The sequence below is a fragment of the Prauserella flavalba genome (assembly GCF_003202235.1).
GTDB classification, from domain to species: domain Bacteria; phylum Actinomycetota; class Actinomycetes; order Mycobacteriales; family Pseudonocardiaceae; genus Prauserella_A; species Prauserella_A flavalba.
The window spans coordinates 255,309-272,199 of sequence record NZ_MASU01000009.1 but is presented as its reverse complement, the minus strand read 5'-3'; the positions used below and the strand labels follow the sequence as shown (position 1 = coordinate 272,199).

The window sequence follows — 16,891 nt, the reverse complement described above, 5'->3', positions numbered from 1 at the left end:
AAGGCATGGACCGCGCGGACCGCGTGGACACAGCCGGGATGCGAGTGCTCGTCGCGGGTGCCGGGGTGACCGGCAGGTCGGTGACCACCGCGCTGACCGGGCTGGGCGCCGAGGTCACCGTCACCGACGGCAACGCGGAGCGGCTCGCCGAGCTCGACGGGCTCGGCGCCACGCTCGTCCCCGGCCTCACCGAGCCGCCCGAAGGCACGTCCCTGGTCGTGACCAGCCCCGGCTGGCGGCCGGGCGCCCCGCTGCTCGCGGCGGCGGCCGCGCGAGGCGTCGAGGTGATCGGCGACGTCGAGCTGGCCTGGCGGATCTCCCGGGACCTCGACCGCCCGCCGGCGTGGCTCGCGGTCACCGGCACCAACGGCAAGACCACCACGGTCGGCATGCTGGAGTCGATGCTGCGTGCGGGCGGGGTGGACGCGGTGGCCTGCGGCAACGTCGGCTTCGCCGTGCTCGACGCCGTGCTCGCGGGGCACGAGGCGCTGGCCGTGGAGCTGTCGAGCTTCCAGCTGCACTGGTCGAGCACGCTCGCGCCGACGGCGTCCGTGGTGCTCAACGTCGCCGAGGACCACCTGGACTGGCACGGCGGCTTCGACGCCTACGCCGAGGCCAAGGGCACGATCCACGCGCACTCGGCGACCGTGGTGCACAACGCCGGTGACGCGACGTCCGTGCGGCTGGCAGGGGAGCACGCGCCGGAGGGCGCCGCGCGCGTCGGCTTCCGCCTGGACACGCCCAGGCCCGGTGAGCTCGGCGTGGTGGAGGACCTGCTGGTCGACCGCGCGTTCGTCGCCGATCCGGCGCACCACGCCGAGGAGCTCGCCACGCTCGCCGACGTGCGCCCGGCCGGGCCGCACAACGTGGCCAACGCGCTGGCCGCCGCGGCGCTGGCCAGGGCGTACGGCGTCGGTACCGAGGCGGTCGCGCAGGGGCTGCGCGCGTTCCGGCCCGGTGCGCACCGGGCCGTCGAGGTCGCCGAGCTCGGCGGCGTCCGCTACATCAACGACTCGAAGGCCACGAACCCGCACGCCGCCGTGGGTTCCCTGCTCGCGCACCCCTCCGTGGTGTGGATCGCGGGCGGCCTGCTCAAGGGCGCGTCGGTGGAGGAGCTGGTCGCGACGGTCGCGGGACGGCTCCGCGGGGTGGTGCTGCTGGGCGCCGACGCCGACGTGATCGCCGCCGCTGTTGCGCGACACGCGCCGGATGTCCCGGTGAAGCGGCTGGGTCCGGGTGACCATGAACCCATGACTTCGGCGGTGAGCGCGGCCCGCGCCCTGGCGCAACCCGGTGACGCGGTGCTGCTCGCGCCCGCTGCCGCGTCGCTGGACATGTTCCGCGACTACGCGGCACGCGGGGACGCGTTCGCCGCGGCCGTGGCCGCGCTGAGAGGGCAGCACGAGCGTGACGGCGGTTGACGAGGTCCGGGACAGCACCGGCGAGCGGGGCCCCCGCCGCAGGAGGGAACGGGCCGAGCGCGGCTTCACGGCGGTGCGCACGGCGCTCACGGCGTGGCTGTCCCGCCCGCTGGCCGACTTCCACCTGATCCTCGCCACGTGCGGCACGCTCGGCGCGATCGGCATCGTGATGGTGCTGTCGGCGTCGTCGGTCTCGTCGTACAGCCCGGGCAGCGACTCCAGCGTCTACGCGCTCTTCCAGCGGCACCTGCTGTTCTGCGTGCTCGGCGCGATCGTCTTCTGGCTGGGCGTGCGCGTGCCGCTGAAACGCATCCGCGCGCTGTCGTCCACCGGCGTCGTCGTGTGCCTCGGCCTCCTGGCGCTCGTGCTCACCCCGCTCGGCAGCCAGGTCAACGGCTCGCAGGGCTGGTTCGTGATCGGCCCGCTCTCGCTGCAGCCCGTGGAGGTCGCGAAGGTCGCGCTCGCCCTGTGGGGCGCCCACATCCTCGTGGTGAAGTACCAGGTGCTGCACCAGTGGCGGCACCTGCTCGTGCCGCTGGTGCCGGTGGCGCTGCTGATGTTCGCGCTGGTGATGGCCCAGCCCGACCTCGGCGGCACGATCACCCTCGGCGTGGTGCTCGTGGCGCTGCTGTGGTTCGCCGGCGCGCCGAAACGGCTGTTCGCGGTGATCTTCGCGGGGGGTGTCGCGGGGGCCATCGCGCTCGCGCTGGTCGCGCAGTACCGGCTCGACCGCATCATGTCGTTCCTCAACCCCGACTCCGACCCGCTGGGCAAGGGGCTGCAGGCCAATCAGGCGCTCTACGCGCTCGCCGACGGCGGGCTGTTCGGCAAGGGCCTCGGGCAGGGCCAGTCGAAGTGGATGTACCTGCCGAACGTGCAGCACGACTTCATCTTCGCGCTCATCGGCGAGGAGCTCGGTTTCGTCGGCTGCCTCGTGGTGATCGGCCTGTTCGGGCTGCTCGCCTTCGTCGGGCTGCGGATCGCCGTGCGCAACCTCGACCCGTGGATCCGCATCGTCGCGGGCACGCTCACGGTGTGGCTGGTGGCGCAGGCGGCCATCAACATCGGCTACGTCGTCGGCCTGCTGCCCGTCACCGGCGTGACGCTGCCGATGATCTCCTACGGCGGGACGTCGCTGCTGGTGACGATGCTGCTGTTCGGCATCCTGGCCAACTGCGCCCGGCACGAGCCCGAGGCGGTGGCGGCACTGCGCACCCAGGGCCCCGGTAAGTTCGGGCGCCTGATGAGGCTGCCCGCGCCGGACCCGTACCGGCCCCCCTCGAAGCGCAGGGGCAGCGGCCGGAGCGGCCAGTCCAAGGGCGGCAGGCCCGCTCCCCGCAGCGCGCGTTCGGCGGCGGCGCCCGACCGCAGGCGGGCGGCCCCGGAGTACGGTCGACGGAGCACGCCGCGAGGCGGCACCCAGCGAGGAAGTTCGACGCGGAGAGGACACAGGTGAGCCAGCCCGTACCTGGGGGCGAGAAGGCCGCTGCTGCGGCGGCACCGACGGTGGTCGTCGCCGGTGGGGGAACGGCCGGCCACATCGAACCGGCGCTCGCGCTGGCCGACGCCGTCAAGCGGCTGCGGCCGGACGCCAGGGTGGTCGCGCTGGGCACCGAGCGCGGTCTGGAGAACCGGCTCGTTCCCGCGAGGGGCTACCCGCTGGAGCTCATCCCGCCCGTGCCGCTGCCGCGCAAGCCCACCGCGGAGCTGCTGCGGCTTCCGCTGAAGGTCCGCGACGCCGTGCGCCGCACCCGCGAGGTGCTGGACCGCGTCGGCGCCGACGTGGTGGTCGGCTTCGGCGGCTATGTCGCGCTGCCCGCCTACCTGGCCGCGCGCGGCCGCGTGCCGATCGTGGTGCACGAGGCGAACAAGCACGCGGGCCTCGCCAACAAGGTGGGCGCCCGGTTCGCGAAGAAGGTCGCGGTCGCCGTGCCGGGGACGACCCTGCCCGGCGCCGACGTCGTCGGCATCCCGCTGCGCCGCTCGATCACGGCGCTCGACCGGGCCGCGCTGCGGGTCGAGGCGCGCGAGCACTTCGGCCTGGACCCGGACGCGCCGACGCTGCTGGTCTTCGGCGGTTCGCAGGGTGCCCGCTCGATCAACACCGCCGTGTCCGGCGCGGCGAAGGAGTTCGCCGACGCCGGGGTCGGCGTGCTGCACGCGCACGGGCCGAAGAACACCGTGGCGGTGCGCGAGTACCCCGGCCGCCCCGCGTACGTGCCGGTGCCGTACCTGGAGCGCATGGACCTCGCCTACGCCACCGCCGACATGGTGCTGTGCCGCTCGGGCGCGATGACCGTGGCCGAGGTGTCGGCCGTGGGCCTGCCGTCGGTGTTCGTGCCGCTGCCCCACGGCAACGGCGAGCAGGCGCTCAACGCCGAGCCCGCCGTCGACGCCGGTGCGGCCCTGCTCGTGCCCGACGCCGAGCTGACCCCGGAGAAGGTCGCGGAGCTGGTGCTGCCGCTCGTCACCGACCCGGAGCGGCTCGCGAAGATGAGCGCGGCCGCGGTGGCGCTGGGGCACCGCGAGGCCGACGAGGTGCTGGCGAAACTCGTTCTGGAGGCTGGGGGACATGGAACTTCCCGATGAGCTGCGGCGCGCCCATCTGATCGGCATCGGCGGTGCCGGGATGAGCGGCATCGCCCGCATCCTCCTCGCCCGCGGCGCGGAGGTGTCCGGCTCCGACGCGAAGGACTCCCGCGCGTTCCTCACGCTGCGCGCGCAGGGCGCCCGCATCGAGGTGGGCCAGCGCGCGGAGAACCTCGACGCCTTCGAGGGCGGGCCGTCGGCCGTGATCGTGTCGACCGCGATCAAGGACACCAACCCGGAGCTGGCCGCCGCCAGGGAGCGTGGGGTGCCGGTGCTGCACCGCGCGCAGGCACTCGCCGCGCTGATGGCGGGCCACCGCACCGCGTGCATCGCGGGCACCCACGGCAAGACGTCGACCACCTCGATGCTCACGGTCGCGCTCCAGCACTGCAGGCTCGACCCGTCGTTCGCGATCGGCGGCGACCTCAACGAGTCGGGGGCCAACGCCCACCACGGTGAGGGCGGTCTGTTCGTCGCCGAGGCCGACGAGAGCGACGGCTCGTTTTTGACCTACACCCCGTCGGTCGCCGTGGTGACCAACGTCGAACCGGACCACCTCGACCACCACGGCACCGCCGAGGCCTACGTCGCGGTGTTCGCGCAGTTCGTCCAGCGCATCGAGCCGGGCGGGGTGCTCGTCGTGTGCGCCGACGACGCGCCCGCGGCCGAGCTCGCCGCCCGCGCGGAGGCCGGTGGCGTGCGCGTGCGCCGCTACGGCCGCGCGGCCACCGGCGAGCAGGACGCCCGCGTGCTCGGCTACACGCCCGGCGAGGACGGCGGGACCGTGCGGATCGCGCTCGCCGGCGAGGAGCGCGACGTGCGGGTGGCGGTGCCGGGCGAGCACATGGCGCTCAACGCCGTCGCCGCGCTGCTGGCCGGGCTGGAGCTGGGCGCGCCCGTTGACGGCCTCGCCGAGGGCCTCGCCGCGTTCGGCGGGGTGCGCAGGCGCTTCGAGTTCAAGGGCCGCGCCGGTGACGTGCGCGTGTACGACGACTACGCCCACCACCCCACGGAGGTCGCCGCGCAGCTGAAGGCCGTGCGGCACGCGGCGGGACTCGGCCGCGTCCTGGTGGTGTTCCAGCCGCACCTGTACTCGCGCACGCGAACCTTCGCCGACGAGTTCGCCGCCGCGCTCGGGCTCGCCGACGAGGTGATCATGCTCGACGTCTATGGCGCGCGCGAGGAGCCGCAGCCCGGCGTCACCGGTGAGCTGATCGCCGAGCGGATCACCGGTGCGACCGTGCACTACGAGCCCGCGTTCGACCGGGCGGCCGCGCTCGCCGCCGACCTGGTCAAGCCCGGGGACCTGCTGGTCACCATGGGCGCGGGGGACGTCACCCAGCTCGGCCCCGAGATCCTCGCCGAGCTCGACCGCCGCGGCGCCTAGGCGGCGCTGCCCATGACCACCACGAGGCAGCGCGCCGGCCGGGGCCCGGAGCGGCGGACGCGGTCGCGGCGGCGCACCACCGAGCAGCTGCGCAGCAGTCGTGGCCGCAGGCCCGAGTCGGCGAGGGCCCGCACGGGCACGGGGGTCACGCGGCGCAAGGCGCTGCGGCGGCGCTGGGTCGCGCTGCTGAGCGTGCTGACGGTCGCCGGACTCGGCTACGTGCTGTTCTTCACCTCGCTGCTGGGTGTGCGTTCGGTGGAGGTGGTCGGCGCGGAGAGCATCCCGGCCGAGCAGGTGCGGGAGGTCGCGCAGGTGCCCGACCGGCGCGCGATGTTGCGGGTGGACACCGACGAGATCGCCGCGCGCGTCGCGACGCTGCCGGGCGTGGCCACGGTCGACGTGTCCCGCTCGTGGCCCTCGACGATCGAGATCGCGGTGACCGAGCGGACCCCGATCGGCTTCTACAACACGGGCGACGCGCTGTTCCTCGTGGACACCGGTGGCGTGGTGTACAAGGAGATCTCCGAGCCGCCCCAGGGTTTTCCCGAGCTGAAGCTCTCCGAGGTGGGCCCGCGTGATCCGGCGACGCGCGCCGTGACCGAGGTGCTCGCCTCGCTGCCGGGGCAGCTGCGTGAGCGCGTGACCGTGCTGCGCGCGGAGTCGCCGGGCAGCGTGGAGTTCACGCTGGCCGACGGCAAGGTGGTGCGCTGGGGCGACGCCGAGCAGGCCGACCGCAAGGGCAAGGTGCTCGCCGCGCTCATGACCCGCGAGGGCAGGATCTACGACGTCTCCAGCCCGGAGCTGCCGACCGTCTCGTAGCTCCGCGGTACCTCGTCCTTGACGTCCACATTGGGCGGTACGCGGGGAACCACCACGCCGGCCTGCCGACGAGCGTCATCATCGCGGGCACGATCGGGCGGGCAATCCGCGGGCACGGTGGCTCCGAAGGACTAGCGTGCACACGAAGAGCGGGCGAGGCGGGGAGGGCTCGATGGACGAGCCGGTGAGGGCGGCCGGAGCCATGCCCGACCCCGCGGAGCCGACCAGCGAGGAACTCATGGGCGAGGTCGCGAAGGGCGACGAGCGCGCCTTCGAACGGCTCTACCAGCGCCTCGCGGGCCCGGTCTTCGGACTGGTGCGCCGCGTCCTGCGCGACACGGCGCAGTCGGAGGAGGTCGCGCAGGAGGTGCTCGTCGAGCTGTGGCGCACCGCGCCGAGGTACTCGCCCGAGCGCGGCAGCGCGCTCAACTGGGCGCTGACGCTCGCGCACCGGCGTGCCGTCGACCGGGTGCGCTCCACCCGCGCGGGCACCGAACGCGAACGCCGGGCCACCTTCGAGGCAGGCCGGGGCAGGCCCTACGACGAGGTGGCCGAGGAGGTCGGCAACCGCTGGGAGCGCAGGCAGGTGCGCCGCTGCCTGTCCCACCTCACCGAACTGCAGCGGGAGTCCGTGCTGCTGGCCTACTACCGGGGCTACACCTACCGCGAGGTCGCCGAGGTGCTCTCGACCCCGCAGGGGACGATCAAGACCCGCCTGCGCGACGGGCTCATCCGGCTGCGTGACTGCCTGGGGGTGACCGCATGACCTCGCCCGATCTCCACACCCTCGCGGGGGCCTACGCGCTGGACGCGCTCGACGAGCACGAGAGCGCCCGCTTTCACCGTCACCTCGGCGAGTGCGCGGCGTGCGCCCAGGAGGTGCGCGAGCTGAGGGCCACGGCCGCGCGGCTCGGCGAGGCCGCCGCGCAGACGCCGCCCGAGCACCTGAAGGACCGCGTGCTCGCCGAGCTCCGCAACACCCGCCAGCTGCCGCCGTCGGCCGGGGAGAAGCCGAGGCGCGCGGGGCGCGAGCCGCGCTGGGCGCTGATCGCCGCCATCGCGGCCGCCGTCGTCGGGCTCGCGCTGGCCGGCGTCGCGGGCGGGATCGCGCTGCACACGCAGGACCGGTACGAGGCCGCGCAGGAGCGGATCGACCAGGCCACGCGCCGCTACGGCCCCGTGGCGGAGCTGCTCGCCGCGCCCGACGTGCGGGTGGAACGCGCGCCGTCGACCATCGGGGGCTCGGCCACGGTGCTGGTGTCGCGCGCGCGGGAGTCGATGATGGTGCTCGGCGGTGGCCTGCCGCCGAGGGAACCGGGCCGCGACTACGAGCTGTGGCTGCTCCAGCCGGACGGCGAGATGCATTCGGCCGGGGTGCTGCCCTCGGACGAGATGCTGCTGGCCGGTCCGGCGGAGGGGGTGGACACGGCGAGGGCGATGGCCGTGACGGTGGAGCAGGCGGGCGGATCGCCGACGGGCGCGCCGTCCGGAGCGCCGATCCTCCAGGTCGACATGCCGGCGTGAGGGCGAACGCCGGAACACGTTGTGTCGAATGACGTCCGCGACACACGGCGTGGCTCCTGGATTCGGGCCTTCGCGATGCCTACCGTCCTACAGCAACGTTGGAGTTGACATAACTCTAAGCCTCGACTAGAGGTTGAGAGTTTCAGGGGGAGCACACCACCCGGTCGTCGACCTCCGGCGGAGGCAGGAACAGCACCACGATCAGGAAGGCGAACCCGATGACGCCCCCGCACAATTACCTCGCGGTGATCAAGGTCGTCGGTATCGGCGGCGGCGGCGTGAACGCCGTGAACCGGATGATCGAGGTCGGCCTCAAAGGCGTCGAGTTCATCGCGGTGAACACCGACGCGCAGGCGCTGCTGATGTCCGACGCCGACGTCAAGCTGGACATCGGCCGCGAGCTCACCCGTGGCCTCGGCGCAGGCGCCGCCCCCGAGGTCGGGCAGAAGGCCGCGGAGGACCACCGCGAGGAGATCGAGGAGGTCCTCAAGGGCGCCGACATGGTGTTCGTGACCGCGGGCGAGGGCGGTGGCACCGGCACCGGCGGCGCGCCCGTCGTCGCGCAGATCGCGCGCAAGCTCGGTGCGCTCACGATCGGTGTCGTCACGCGCCCGTTCTCGTTCGAGGGCAAGCGCCGCGGCCGCCAGGCCGAGGAGGGCATCCAGGCGCTGCGCAACGAGTGCGACACGCTGATCGTGATCCCCAACGACCGGCTCCTGCAGCTCGGCGACATCGGCGTGTCGCTCATGGACGCGTTCCGCTCGGCCGACGAGGTGCTGCTCTCCGGTGTGCAGGGCATCACGGACCTCATCACCACGCCCGGTCTGATCAACCTGGACTTCGCCGACGTCAAGAGCGTGATGTCGGGTGCGGGCAGCGCTCTGATGGGCATCGGCTCGGCGCGTGGTGAGGGTCGCGCCGTGCAGGCCGCGGAGAAGGCGATCAACTCGCCGCTGCTCGAGGCGTCAATGGACGGCGCGCACGGCGCGCTCCTCTCGATCGCGGGCGGCTCCGACCTGGGGCTCTTCGAGATCAACGAGGCGGCCTCGCTGGTGCAGGAGTCCGCGCACCCCGAGGCGAACATCATCTTCGGCACGATCATCGACGACTCGCTCGGCGACGAGGTGCGGGTCACCGTGATCGCGGCCGGGTTCGACGCGGGCGCGCCCACCCACAAGAAGCTCGACCCCGGCACGTTCGGTTCGCGCGGCTCCACGGCGAGCGCCGAGGCCGGACAGGTCGGCGGCGGCTCCGCCCAGGCTCCCGCGCCCGGCACCCCGCCGCCCGCGGGCAACGGCGGCAACGGGCACCCGACGCCGCCGGTGAACCGCACCCAGCCGCCCGCGGCCGGCAACGGGCACGGGTCACAGTCGGGCTCCCTCCCGCCGCAGGCGGGCACGGGCGCGCGCGGCGGCTACCAGCCGGCGTCGTCGGCGCAGCGCCCGCAGGGCAGCCTACCCAGCCGCGCCTTCCCGGTGACCGACGACCCGTCCGACGACGACGTCGACGTCCCGCCCTTCATGCGCCGCTGACCCACTGACAACTGCCCCCAAGGCCACCTTTGGTGCGTTCAGCGCACCGAAGGTGGCCTTGGGGGCTTTTATTAGGCTCTCCGGGAAGACTTCGCACTGACGGAAAGGGTGGCGTGTTGCGCATCCGGCGGGTGGTCACGACCAGGGCTGGCGGTGCGTCCAAGCCGCCGTACGACTCCTTCAACCTCGGCGACCACGTCGGTGACGACCCGGCCGCCGTCGCCGCCAACCGCGAGCGGCTCGCCACCGAGCTGGGCCTGGACCGCATCGCCTGGATGGAGCAGGTCCACGGCCGCACCGCGACGATCGTCGACGGCACCGAGCGCGAGCCCGCCGAGGCCACCGACGCGCTCGTGACCGCGCGGGCGGGCGTCGCGCTGGTCGTGCTCGTCGCCGACTGCGTGCCCGTGCTGCTCGGCGACGCCGAGGCCGGGGTCGTCGCCGCCGTCCACGCCGGCCGCGTCGGCGCGAGGGTCGGCGTGGTGCCCGCCGCGCTGGAGGCCATGCGCTCGCTCGGCGCGGAGCCCCACCGCATCGAGGCGCTGCTGGGACCGTCGGTGTGCGGGGAGTGCTACGAGGTGCCGCCCGAGATGGCCGCCGACGTCGAGGCCCACCTGCCGGGCAGCCGGTGCCGCAGCCGCAAGGGCACCGCGGCGCTCGACCTGCGGGCCGGGTTGTGGCGCCAGCTCGCCGACGCCGGCGTGGGCAAGATCGGCGTCGACCCCCGGTGCACGTTCGAGGACGACACGCTGTTCAGTCACCGCAGGCAGGCCCCGACCGGGCGGCTGGCCGGCATCACGTGGATCGAGGACTGAACATGGACCGCCGCGCCGAGCTCGCCGAGAACCTCGCCGCCGTCCGCGCCAGGATCGCCGCCGCGTGCGAGGCCGCGGGCCGCCCCGAGAGCGAGGTCCGGCTGCTGGCCGTCACCAAGACGTTCCCCGCCGGGGACGCCGCGCTCCTGACCGACCTCGGGGTGACCGAGCTCGCGGAGAACCGGGACCAGGAGGCGGCGGCCAAGACCGGTGAGGTCGCGCGGCTGCGGCCGGAGGCGGCGGTCCGCTGGCACATGGTCGGCAGGCTCCAGCGGAACAAGGCCCGCTCCGTCGCCAGATGGGCGGCCGAGGTGCAGACCGTCGACTCGCCCCGGCTGGCCGACGCGCTCGCGAAGGCGGTCACCGCCGCGCGCGACGCCGGCGAGCGCGACCGGCCCCTCGACGTGCTGGTGCAGGCGAGTCTCGACGACGACCCGGCCAGGGGCGGCTGCCCGCTCGGAGAGTTGCCGGCGCTCGCCGAGCAGGTCGCTCGGAAGGGTGACATTTTCCACTTGCGGGGGCTCATGGCGGTCGCGCCGCTGGGCGCCGAACCGGCGCCCGCGTTCGCGCGGCTCGCGGAGGCCGCCGCGTCGCTTCGTCGTGATCATCCCGAGGCGACCGAGATTTCCGCTGGTATGAGCGGCGACCTGGAGGATGCCATCGCGCACGGCTCGACGTGTGTGCGTGTCGGAACTGCGTTGCTCGGGGGTCGCGGTCTAGCCTCGCCATAGAGAGGTTCACCCACAGCGGCGTCCGTGCGCGTGACTCAGCGTCAGGGTGGGGACGGCCGTGAAGGGCGAAGGAGGGGCATGAGCGCGCTGCAGAAGCTGAAGGCCTACTTCGGGATGGTCCCAGCCGAGGACGAGTACGACTTCGACGACGACTACCGGCGCGGTTACTCCGACGAGGACGACTACGACGGCTACGACGAGCCCCGCGACGCGCAGCCGCGCCGATCGAGGCCCCGCTACCACGTGATGGACGAGTTCGACGAGGTCGAGCCGGTGCGCACCCGCCGTCCGGTCACGCCGAGCGAGCCCGCGACACACGGAGCGCTCGCGGTCGACCGGCAGCCCGACCCGGTGGCGCGTCTGCGGCCGGCGCCGGAGCCGGTGCGTGCGGTGTCGTCGTCGGCGGCGGCCGGCCGCGATCCGCTGAGCCGGATCACCACGCTGCACCCGAAGAGCTACCACGAGGCGCGCGAGATCGGCGAGGCGTACCGCGACGGTGCCCCGGTGATCATCAACCTGACCCAGATGGAGAACGCCGACGCGAAGCGACTTGTCGACTTCGCGGCGGGGCTCGCGTTCGCGCTCAGGGGCTCCATGGACAAGGTCACCAACAAGGTGTTCTTGCTCTCACCGCCGGATGTCGACGTGACCGCCGAGGACCGCAGGCGCATCGCCGAGGGTGGCTTGTTCCTCCGCCACTAGGCGGATGTCCGGGGTGTGGCAGAGTGGTGACGTGGATGCGGTCCGGTTGATCCTTTATTGGCTGCTCTTTGCCTTCTGGCTCCTGCTCACGGCGCGGATCGTGGTGGAGCTGGTTCGAGCGTTCGCCCGTGATTGGCGGCCCGCGGGAGGGGTTGCGGTCACGCTCGAGACCATCTACACAGTGACGGACCCACCGGTTCGACTCGTCCGCCGGATTATTCCGATCGTGCGGATCGGCGGCGTGGGGCTGGACTTATCGATTATGGTGCTGCTGTTGGTTGTGTTCATACTGATGCAACTGGCGTATCCCGGGTAACGGGGAACCCGGGTTGTCCGGCAGGCCATGGAGTGCGTGAGGTGATCAGATGTCGTTGACCCCTGCTGACGTGCATAACGTCGCGTTCAGCAAGCCTCCCATCGGCAAGCGGGGCTACAACGAGGACGAGGTGGATGCGTTCCTCGACCTGGTGGAGACCGAACTTGCCCGGTTGATCGAGGACAATAACGAGCTGCGGCAGCAGGTCGAACAGCTCGATGCCGAGTTGGAATCGACTCGTAGCGAGCTGGAGTCCGCGAAGGCCGGTGTCGGCGCCCCGCCGCAGGCTCCGCCCCGCGACGAGACCCCGTCGCGCAGGCTGGCGCCGGTTCCCCCGCCGTCGTCGATGGAGCAGACGCAGGCCCACGGCTTCATGGGGGACAGCGGTGAGCCGAACGTGCAGGCCGCGAAGGTTCTGGGGCTCGCGCAGGAGATGGCCGACCGGCTGACGGCCGAGGCCAAGACCGAGTCCGACGGCATGCTGGCCGAGGCGCGGACCAAGTCCGAGCAGTTGCTCTCCGACGCCCGCTCGAAGGCCGACTCGATGGTCAACGAGGCACGCACCCGTGCCGAGACCATGCTGAACGACGCGCGGACGAGGACCGAGACCCTCGAACGCCAGGCGCGCGACAAGGCGACCACCCTGGATCGCGAGGCGCAGCGCAAGTACACCGAGACGATGAACAACCTGAACGCCGAGAAGAGCTCGCTGAACAAGAAGATCGAGGAGCTGCGCACCATCGAGCGCGAGTACCGCACGCGCCTGCGCGGGTTCCTCGAGTCCCAGCTGCGCGAACTCGACGACCGCGGCTCCGCCGCACCCGCTTCGGCGTCCTCGACCAGCTCCGGCCAGTCCGGCAGCGGCGGCTCGGGCGGCGGCAGCGGACAGGGTTACTCGTTCGGTCCCCGTGCCGAGGCGGGCTGACGCCCGCTCGTAGCGCTCAGAAACGGTTCCGACACTCCTCGCGGGAGGGTCGGAGCCGTTTTTCTGTCTCTTCCGTGTTGTAATTCACCGTGCTCTACTTCGTCCTCATCCTGGTGCTGGCCGCCCTCGGACTGGTGGTCACGGCGCTCATCACCGCCAACTCGCTGTGGGCCTGGATCTCCATCGGCCTCTCGGTGCTCGCCGGGCTCCTGCTGGTCGTCGACTGGCTGCGCAGGCGGGCCGCGGCGAGGGCACAGAGCCCCGCCGACGCCGAACCGGACGGCGCCGGCGACGGTGACGGCGACACGGCAGGGGACGAGGACACCGGGCAGGACGCGGCGGACGAGCCCGCGGGTGAGGCCCAGACGGCGCTGCTGCCCGCGAGCGGCGAGCTCAAGACCGTCGCGGGTGACCCGGCCGAGGAGCAGACCGACGCCGCCGACCTGCTCGTGGTCTCCGCACTCGAGTCCGAGGTGCTCGTGGTCGACGAGTACCCGCGCTACCACGTCGGCGGGTGCACGTGGCTGGAGAGCAAGGACACCATTCCGCTGCCCGTCAAGGAGGCCCGCGACCTCGGCTTCACGCCGTGCGCGCTCTGCACCCCCGACGCGACCCTCGCCGCCGAGCACCGCGAGAGGCGCAAGTCGCGCAAGTGACGCGGAGGAGCCGCGCACAAAGGGTTTGCCGGGACCCGTTAATCTGGTAGGCACAGGCGTCGATCCGGCCATCACCGGGGAGCCTCCGGAAGAACGGGCGCGGTACGTGCCTCAGTAGAACCGGACGGTCGCGGCCCGTCACAGCCGCCGAACGAGAGGCCCTCGCCGCGTGGCGCGGGCAAGCGGGGTGGTACCGCGGAACGTGCGCCCAGTGCGCCGTGTCGTCCCCGTGTGGGCTCCAGAGCCCGTACGAGAGCAGACGAACCGCGAGGAGCATCCCGGATGTACCCCAAGGCTTCCGTCGGCGGGCAGCCCGCCGACCAGGTCCCCTCCCAGCCGTCGTTCCCCGCGCTGGAGAAGGACGTCCTGGCCTACTGGGAGTCGGACCGCACGTTCGCGGCGACCGTGGAGGCCCGCGAGCCCGGCACCGACGGTGCCAACGAGTACGTGTTCTACGACGGCCCGCCCTTCGCCAACGGCCTGCCGCACTACGGGCACCTGCTGACGGGCTACGTCAAGGACATCGTTCCCCGCTACCAGACCATGCGCGGCAAGCGCGTCGAGCGCCGCTTCGGCTGGGACACCCACGGCCTGCCGGCCGAGCTGGAGGCCGAGCGCCAGCTGGGCATCACCGACAAGTCGCAGATCGACGAGATGGGCATCGCGGAGTTCAACCGCGCCTGCCGTGAGTCGGTGCTGCGCTACACCAAGGAATGGCAGGAGTACGTCACCCGCCAGGCCCGGTGGGTGGACTTCGACCACGACTACAAGACACTCGACGTCACCTACATGGAATCGGTGATCTGGGCGTTCAAGCAGCTCTGGGACAAGGGCCTCGTGTACGAGGGCTACCGGGTGCTGCCGTACTGCTGGCGCGACGAGACGCCGCTGTCCAACCACGAGCTGCGGATGGACGACGACGTCTACCAGAGCCGCCAGGACCCCGCGGTCACCATCGGCTTCCGCGTCGAGGGCAACGACAGCGACCTCGACGGCGCGTACCTGCTCATCTGGACCACCACGCCGTGGACGGTCCCGTCCAACCTGGCCACCGCCGTGCACCCCGACGTCGACTACGTCCAGGTGGCCGACGCCGAGGGCAGGCGGTTCGTGCTCGCCGAGGCCCGCGTCGCCGCCTACGCGAAAGAGCTCGGCGAGGAGCCGTCGGTCGTCGGCAGGTACCAGGGCGCCGACCTGCTCGGCACCCGCTACGCGCCGCCGTTCCCGTACTTCGTCGGCCACGAGAACGCCCACCGCGTGCTCGCCGCCGACTACGTGACCACCGACGACGGCACGGGCATCGTCCACATCGCCCCCGCCTACGGTGAGGAGGACAAGGTCGTCACCGACGCGGCGGGCATCACCCCGGTCACGCCGGTCGACGCCAAGGGGCGTTTCGACGCGCAGGTGCCCGACTACGAGGGCCAGAACGTCTTCGAAGCCAACCCGAACATCATCCGCGACCTCAAGAACGGCACGGGCTCCCCGGCGCGGCAGGGCGCGATCCTGCTGCGGCACGAGACCTACGAGCACTCGTACCCGCACTGCTGGCGCTGCCGCAACCCGCTGATCTACCGTGCGGTCTCGTCGTGGTTCGTGGCGGTCACCGAGTTCAAGGACCGCATGGTCGAGCTCAACCAGCAGATCACGTGGTACCCGGAGCACGTCAAGGACGGCCAGTTCGGCAAGTGGCTGGAGAACGCCCGCGACTGGTCGATCTCGCGCAACCGCTACTGGGGCACGCCGATCCCGGTCTGGATCTCGGACGACCCGAACCACCCTCGCGTGGACGTCTACGGCTCGCTCGACGAGCTGGAGCGCGACTTCGGGGTGCGCCCGACCGACCTGCACCGGCCTTACATCGACGAGCTGACCAGGCCCAACCCGGACGACCCCACCGGGAAGTCGACCATGCGCCGCGTGCCGGACGTGCTCGATGTGTGGTTCGACTCGGGCTCGATGCCGTACGCCCAGGTGCACTACCCGTTCGAGAACGCCGACTGGTTCGAGCACCACTACCCGGGCGACTTCATCGTCGAGTACATCGGCCAGACCCGCGGCTGGTTCTACACGCTGCACGTGCTGGCGACGGCGTTGTTCGACCGGCCGTCGTTCCGGACCTGCGTCTCACACGGCATCGTGCTCGGCTCCGACGGGCAGAAGATGTCGAAGTCGCTGCGCAACTACCCGGACGTCACCGAGGTGTTCGACCGGGACGGCTCCGACGCGATGCGCTGGTACCTCATGGCCAGCCCCATCCTGCGCGGCGGGAACCTGATCGTCACCGACAAGGGCATCCGCGACGCCGTGCGCCAGGCCGTGCTGCCGCTGTGGAACTCGTACTACTTCCTCGCGCTGTATGCGGGTGCCGAGGGGGTGGAGGGCAAGGTCCGTACGGATTCGCGGCACGTGCTCGACCGCTACGTGCTGGCGAAGACCCACGAGCTCGTCACCGACGTCGAGTACGCGCTCGACCACTACGACGTCGCGGGCGCGTGCGCGACGCTGCGGGACTTCCTCGAGGTGCTGACCAACTGGTACGTGCGGCGCTCGCGCGACCGGTTCTGGGCGGGTGAGCAGGACGCCATCGACACCCTGCACACCGTGCTGGAGGTGGTCTGCCGGACGGCGGCCCCGCTGCTGCCGCTCACCACCGAGGCCGTGTGGCGGGGGCTCACCGGCGGCCGTTCCGTGCACCTCACCGACTGGCCGAGCGTGTCCGAGCTGCCCGCCGACGCCGCGCTCGTCACGGCGATGGACCGGGTGCGCCAGGTGTGCTCGTCGGCGCTGTCGCTGCGCAAGGCCAACAAGCTCCGCGTGCGGCTCCCGCTGGCCAAGCTGCTGGTGGCCGCCGAGGACTCGGAGCTGCTGCGGCCGTTCGCCGACATCATCCGCGACGAGGTGAACGTCAAGTCGGTGGAGCTGACCACCGACGTCGCCGCGCACGGCGGCTTCGAGGTCGCGGTGAACGCGCGGGCGGCGGGGCCCCGGCTCGGCAAGGACGTGCAGCGCGTCATCAAGGCGGTCAAGGCCGGCGAGTGGAGCACCACCCCCGACGGCGCCGTCGTCGCCGCCGGCATCGAGCTGGCCGAGGGCGAGTACGAGCGCAAGCTCGTCGCGAAGGACTCCGGCGCGGCCGCCGAGCTGCCCGGCGGCTCCGGCCTCGTGCTGCTCGACACCGGCGTCACCCCGGAGCTCGCGGCCGAGGGCCTCGCGAGGGACCTGGTGCGCGTGGTGCAGCAGGCCCGCCGCGACGCCGGGCTGGACGTGGCCGACCGGATCGCGCTGACCGTCGACGCGCCGGAGGACGTGCTCGCCGCGGCGAGGGCGCACGAGCGGTTCCTCGCCGCCGAGACCCTCGCCACGGCCGTCGAGTACGGCCCGGTGCCCGCCGGGTTCTCCGGCTCGGTGGGCGAGGGCGAGAAGGTCAGCGTCGCCGTCGCGAAAAGCTGAGGACCGGGCCGGGTGAGCCGT

15 protein-coding genes are annotated in these 16,891 nt (G+C 72.4%); all 15 read left to right on the top strand.

Annotated elements, in window-relative coordinates; genetic code table 11:
• The first annotated feature begins 5 nt into the window (after window positions 1-5).
• Entirely contained in the window at window positions 6-1,421 is a 1,416-nt protein-coding gene (murD, locus tag BA062_RS23335; protein ID WP_110340155.1) for a UDP-N-acetylmuramoyl-L-alanine--D-glutamate ligase, read from the top strand.
• On the top strand, window positions 1,408-2,877 hold the full coding sequence (ftsW, locus tag BA062_RS23330) for a putative lipid II flippase FtsW (protein ID WP_110340153.1): 1,470 nt from the start codon (window positions 1,408-1,410) through the stop codon (window positions 2,875-2,877). The genes murD and ftsW overlap by 14 nt, the downstream gene beginning before the upstream one ends.
• A complete protein-coding gene (murG, locus tag BA062_RS23325; RefSeq protein WP_110340151.1) occupies window positions 2,874-4,010 on the top strand; it encodes an undecaprenyldiphospho-muramoylpentapeptide beta-N-acetylglucosaminyltransferase in 1,137 nt (378 codons plus the stop codon). The genes ftsW and murG overlap by 4 nt, the downstream gene beginning before the upstream one ends.
• Window positions 3,994-5,397 (top strand): UDP-N-acetylmuramate--L-alanine ligase, encoded by a 1,404-nt coding sequence (murC, locus tag BA062_RS23320; RefSeq protein WP_110340149.1) that lies wholly within the window; start codon window positions 3,994-3,996, stop codon window positions 5,395-5,397. Before murG ends, murC begins: the two co-directional genes overlap by 17 nt.
• A 12-nt stretch (window positions 5,398-5,409) precedes the next feature.
• Window positions 5,410-6,216, top strand: coding sequence for a cell division protein FtsQ/DivIB (locus tag BA062_RS23315; RefSeq protein ID WP_110340147.1), 807 nt, complete (start codon window positions 5,410-5,412; stop codon window positions 6,214-6,216).
• 172 nt (window positions 6,217-6,388) lie between these two features.
• Window positions 6,389-6,982 (top strand): ECF RNA polymerase sigma factor SigK, encoded by a 594-nt coding sequence (gene sigK / locus BA062_RS23310; RefSeq protein WP_110340145.1) that lies wholly within the window; start codon window positions 6,389-6,391, stop codon window positions 6,980-6,982.
• Window positions 6,979-7,740: an anti-sigma factor gene (locus tag BA062_RS23305; protein ID WP_110340143.1), complete on the top strand. Its 762-nt coding sequence runs from the start codon at window positions 6,979-6,981 to the stop codon at window positions 7,738-7,740. Before sigK ends, BA062_RS23305 begins: the two co-directional genes overlap by 4 nt.
• 218 nt (window positions 7,741-7,958) lie before the next feature.
• Window positions 7,959-9,272, top strand: coding sequence for a cell division protein FtsZ (ftsZ, locus tag BA062_RS23300; RefSeq protein ID WP_110340141.1), 1,314 nt, complete (start codon window positions 7,959-7,961; stop codon window positions 9,270-9,272).
• A 116-nt stretch (window positions 9,273-9,388) separates the two neighbouring features.
• Entirely contained in the window at window positions 9,389-10,087 is a 699-nt protein-coding gene (pgeF, locus tag BA062_RS23295; RefSeq protein WP_110340497.1) for a peptidoglycan editing factor PgeF, read from the top strand.
• Between the two features lie 2 nt (window positions 10,088-10,089).
• Window positions 10,090-10,818, top strand: a complete 729-nt coding sequence (locus BA062_RS23290) for a YggS family pyridoxal phosphate-dependent enzyme (protein ID WP_110340139.1) — start codon at window positions 10,090-10,092, stop codon at window positions 10,816-10,818.
• 78 nt (window positions 10,819-10,896) lie between these two features.
• Window positions 10,897-11,520, top strand: coding sequence for a cell division protein SepF (locus BA062_RS23285; protein ID WP_110340137.1), 624 nt, complete (start codon window positions 10,897-10,899; stop codon window positions 11,518-11,520).
• Between the two features lie 31 nt (window positions 11,521-11,551).
• Complete coding sequence (locus tag BA062_RS23280) at window positions 11,552-11,836, top strand: YggT family protein (protein WP_110340495.1); 285 nt, start codon at window positions 11,552-11,554, stop codon at window positions 11,834-11,836.
• A 49-nt stretch (window positions 11,837-11,885) separates the two neighbouring features.
• Window positions 11,886-12,761, top strand: a complete 876-nt coding sequence (gene wag31 / locus BA062_RS23275; RefSeq protein WP_110340135.1) for a DivIVA-like cell division protein Wag31 — start codon at window positions 11,886-11,888, stop codon at window positions 12,759-12,761.
• Window positions 12,762-12,850: 89 nt separating this feature from the next.
• Window positions 12,851-13,417, top strand: coding sequence for a hypothetical protein (locus BA062_RS23270; RefSeq protein WP_110340133.1), 567 nt, complete (start codon window positions 12,851-12,853; stop codon window positions 13,415-13,417).
• A gap of 282 nt (window positions 13,418-13,699) precedes the next feature.
• Window positions 13,700-16,870 (top strand): isoleucine--tRNA ligase, encoded by a 3,171-nt coding sequence (gene ileS / locus BA062_RS23265; protein WP_110340132.1) that lies wholly within the window; start codon window positions 13,700-13,702, stop codon window positions 16,868-16,870.
• The last annotated feature ends 21 nt before the right edge of the window (window positions 16,871-16,891 follow it).

What these genes read in the sequence shown, in the direction of transcription:
- murD (WP_110340155.1), top strand. Translation starts at nt 6, where the DNA reads ATGGACCGCGCGGACCGCGTGGACACAGCCGGGATGCGAGTGCTCGTC.
- murC (WP_110340149.1), top strand. Translation starts at nt 3,994, where the DNA reads ATGGAACTTCCCGATGAGCTGCGGCGCGCCCATCTGATCGGCATCGGC.
- BA062_RS23315 (WP_110340147.1), top strand. Translation starts at nt 5,410, where the DNA reads ATGACCACCACGAGGCAGCGCGCCGGCCGGGGCCCGGAGCGGCGGACG.
- sigK (WP_110340145.1), top strand. Translation starts at nt 6,389, where the DNA reads ATGGACGAGCCGGTGAGGGCGGCCGGAGCCATGCCCGACCCCGCGGAG.
- BA062_RS23305 (WP_110340143.1), top strand. Translation starts at nt 6,979, where the DNA reads ATGACCTCGCCCGATCTCCACACCCTCGCGGGGGCCTACGCGCTGGAC.
- ftsZ (WP_110340141.1), top strand. Translation starts at nt 7,959, where the DNA reads ATGACGCCCCCGCACAATTACCTCGCGGTGATCAAGGTCGTCGGTATC.
- BA062_RS23290 (WP_110340139.1), top strand. Translation starts at nt 10,090, where the DNA reads ATGGACCGCCGCGCCGAGCTCGCCGAGAACCTCGCCGCCGTCCGCGCC.
- BA062_RS23285 (WP_110340137.1), top strand. Translation starts at nt 10,897, where the DNA reads ATGAGCGCGCTGCAGAAGCTGAAGGCCTACTTCGGGATGGTCCCAGCC.
- wag31 (WP_110340135.1), top strand. Translation starts at nt 11,886, where the DNA reads ATGTCGTTGACCCCTGCTGACGTGCATAACGTCGCGTTCAGCAAGCCT.
- ileS (WP_110340132.1), top strand. Translation starts at nt 13,700, where the DNA reads ATGTACCCCAAGGCTTCCGTCGGCGGGCAGCCCGCCGACCAGGTCCCC.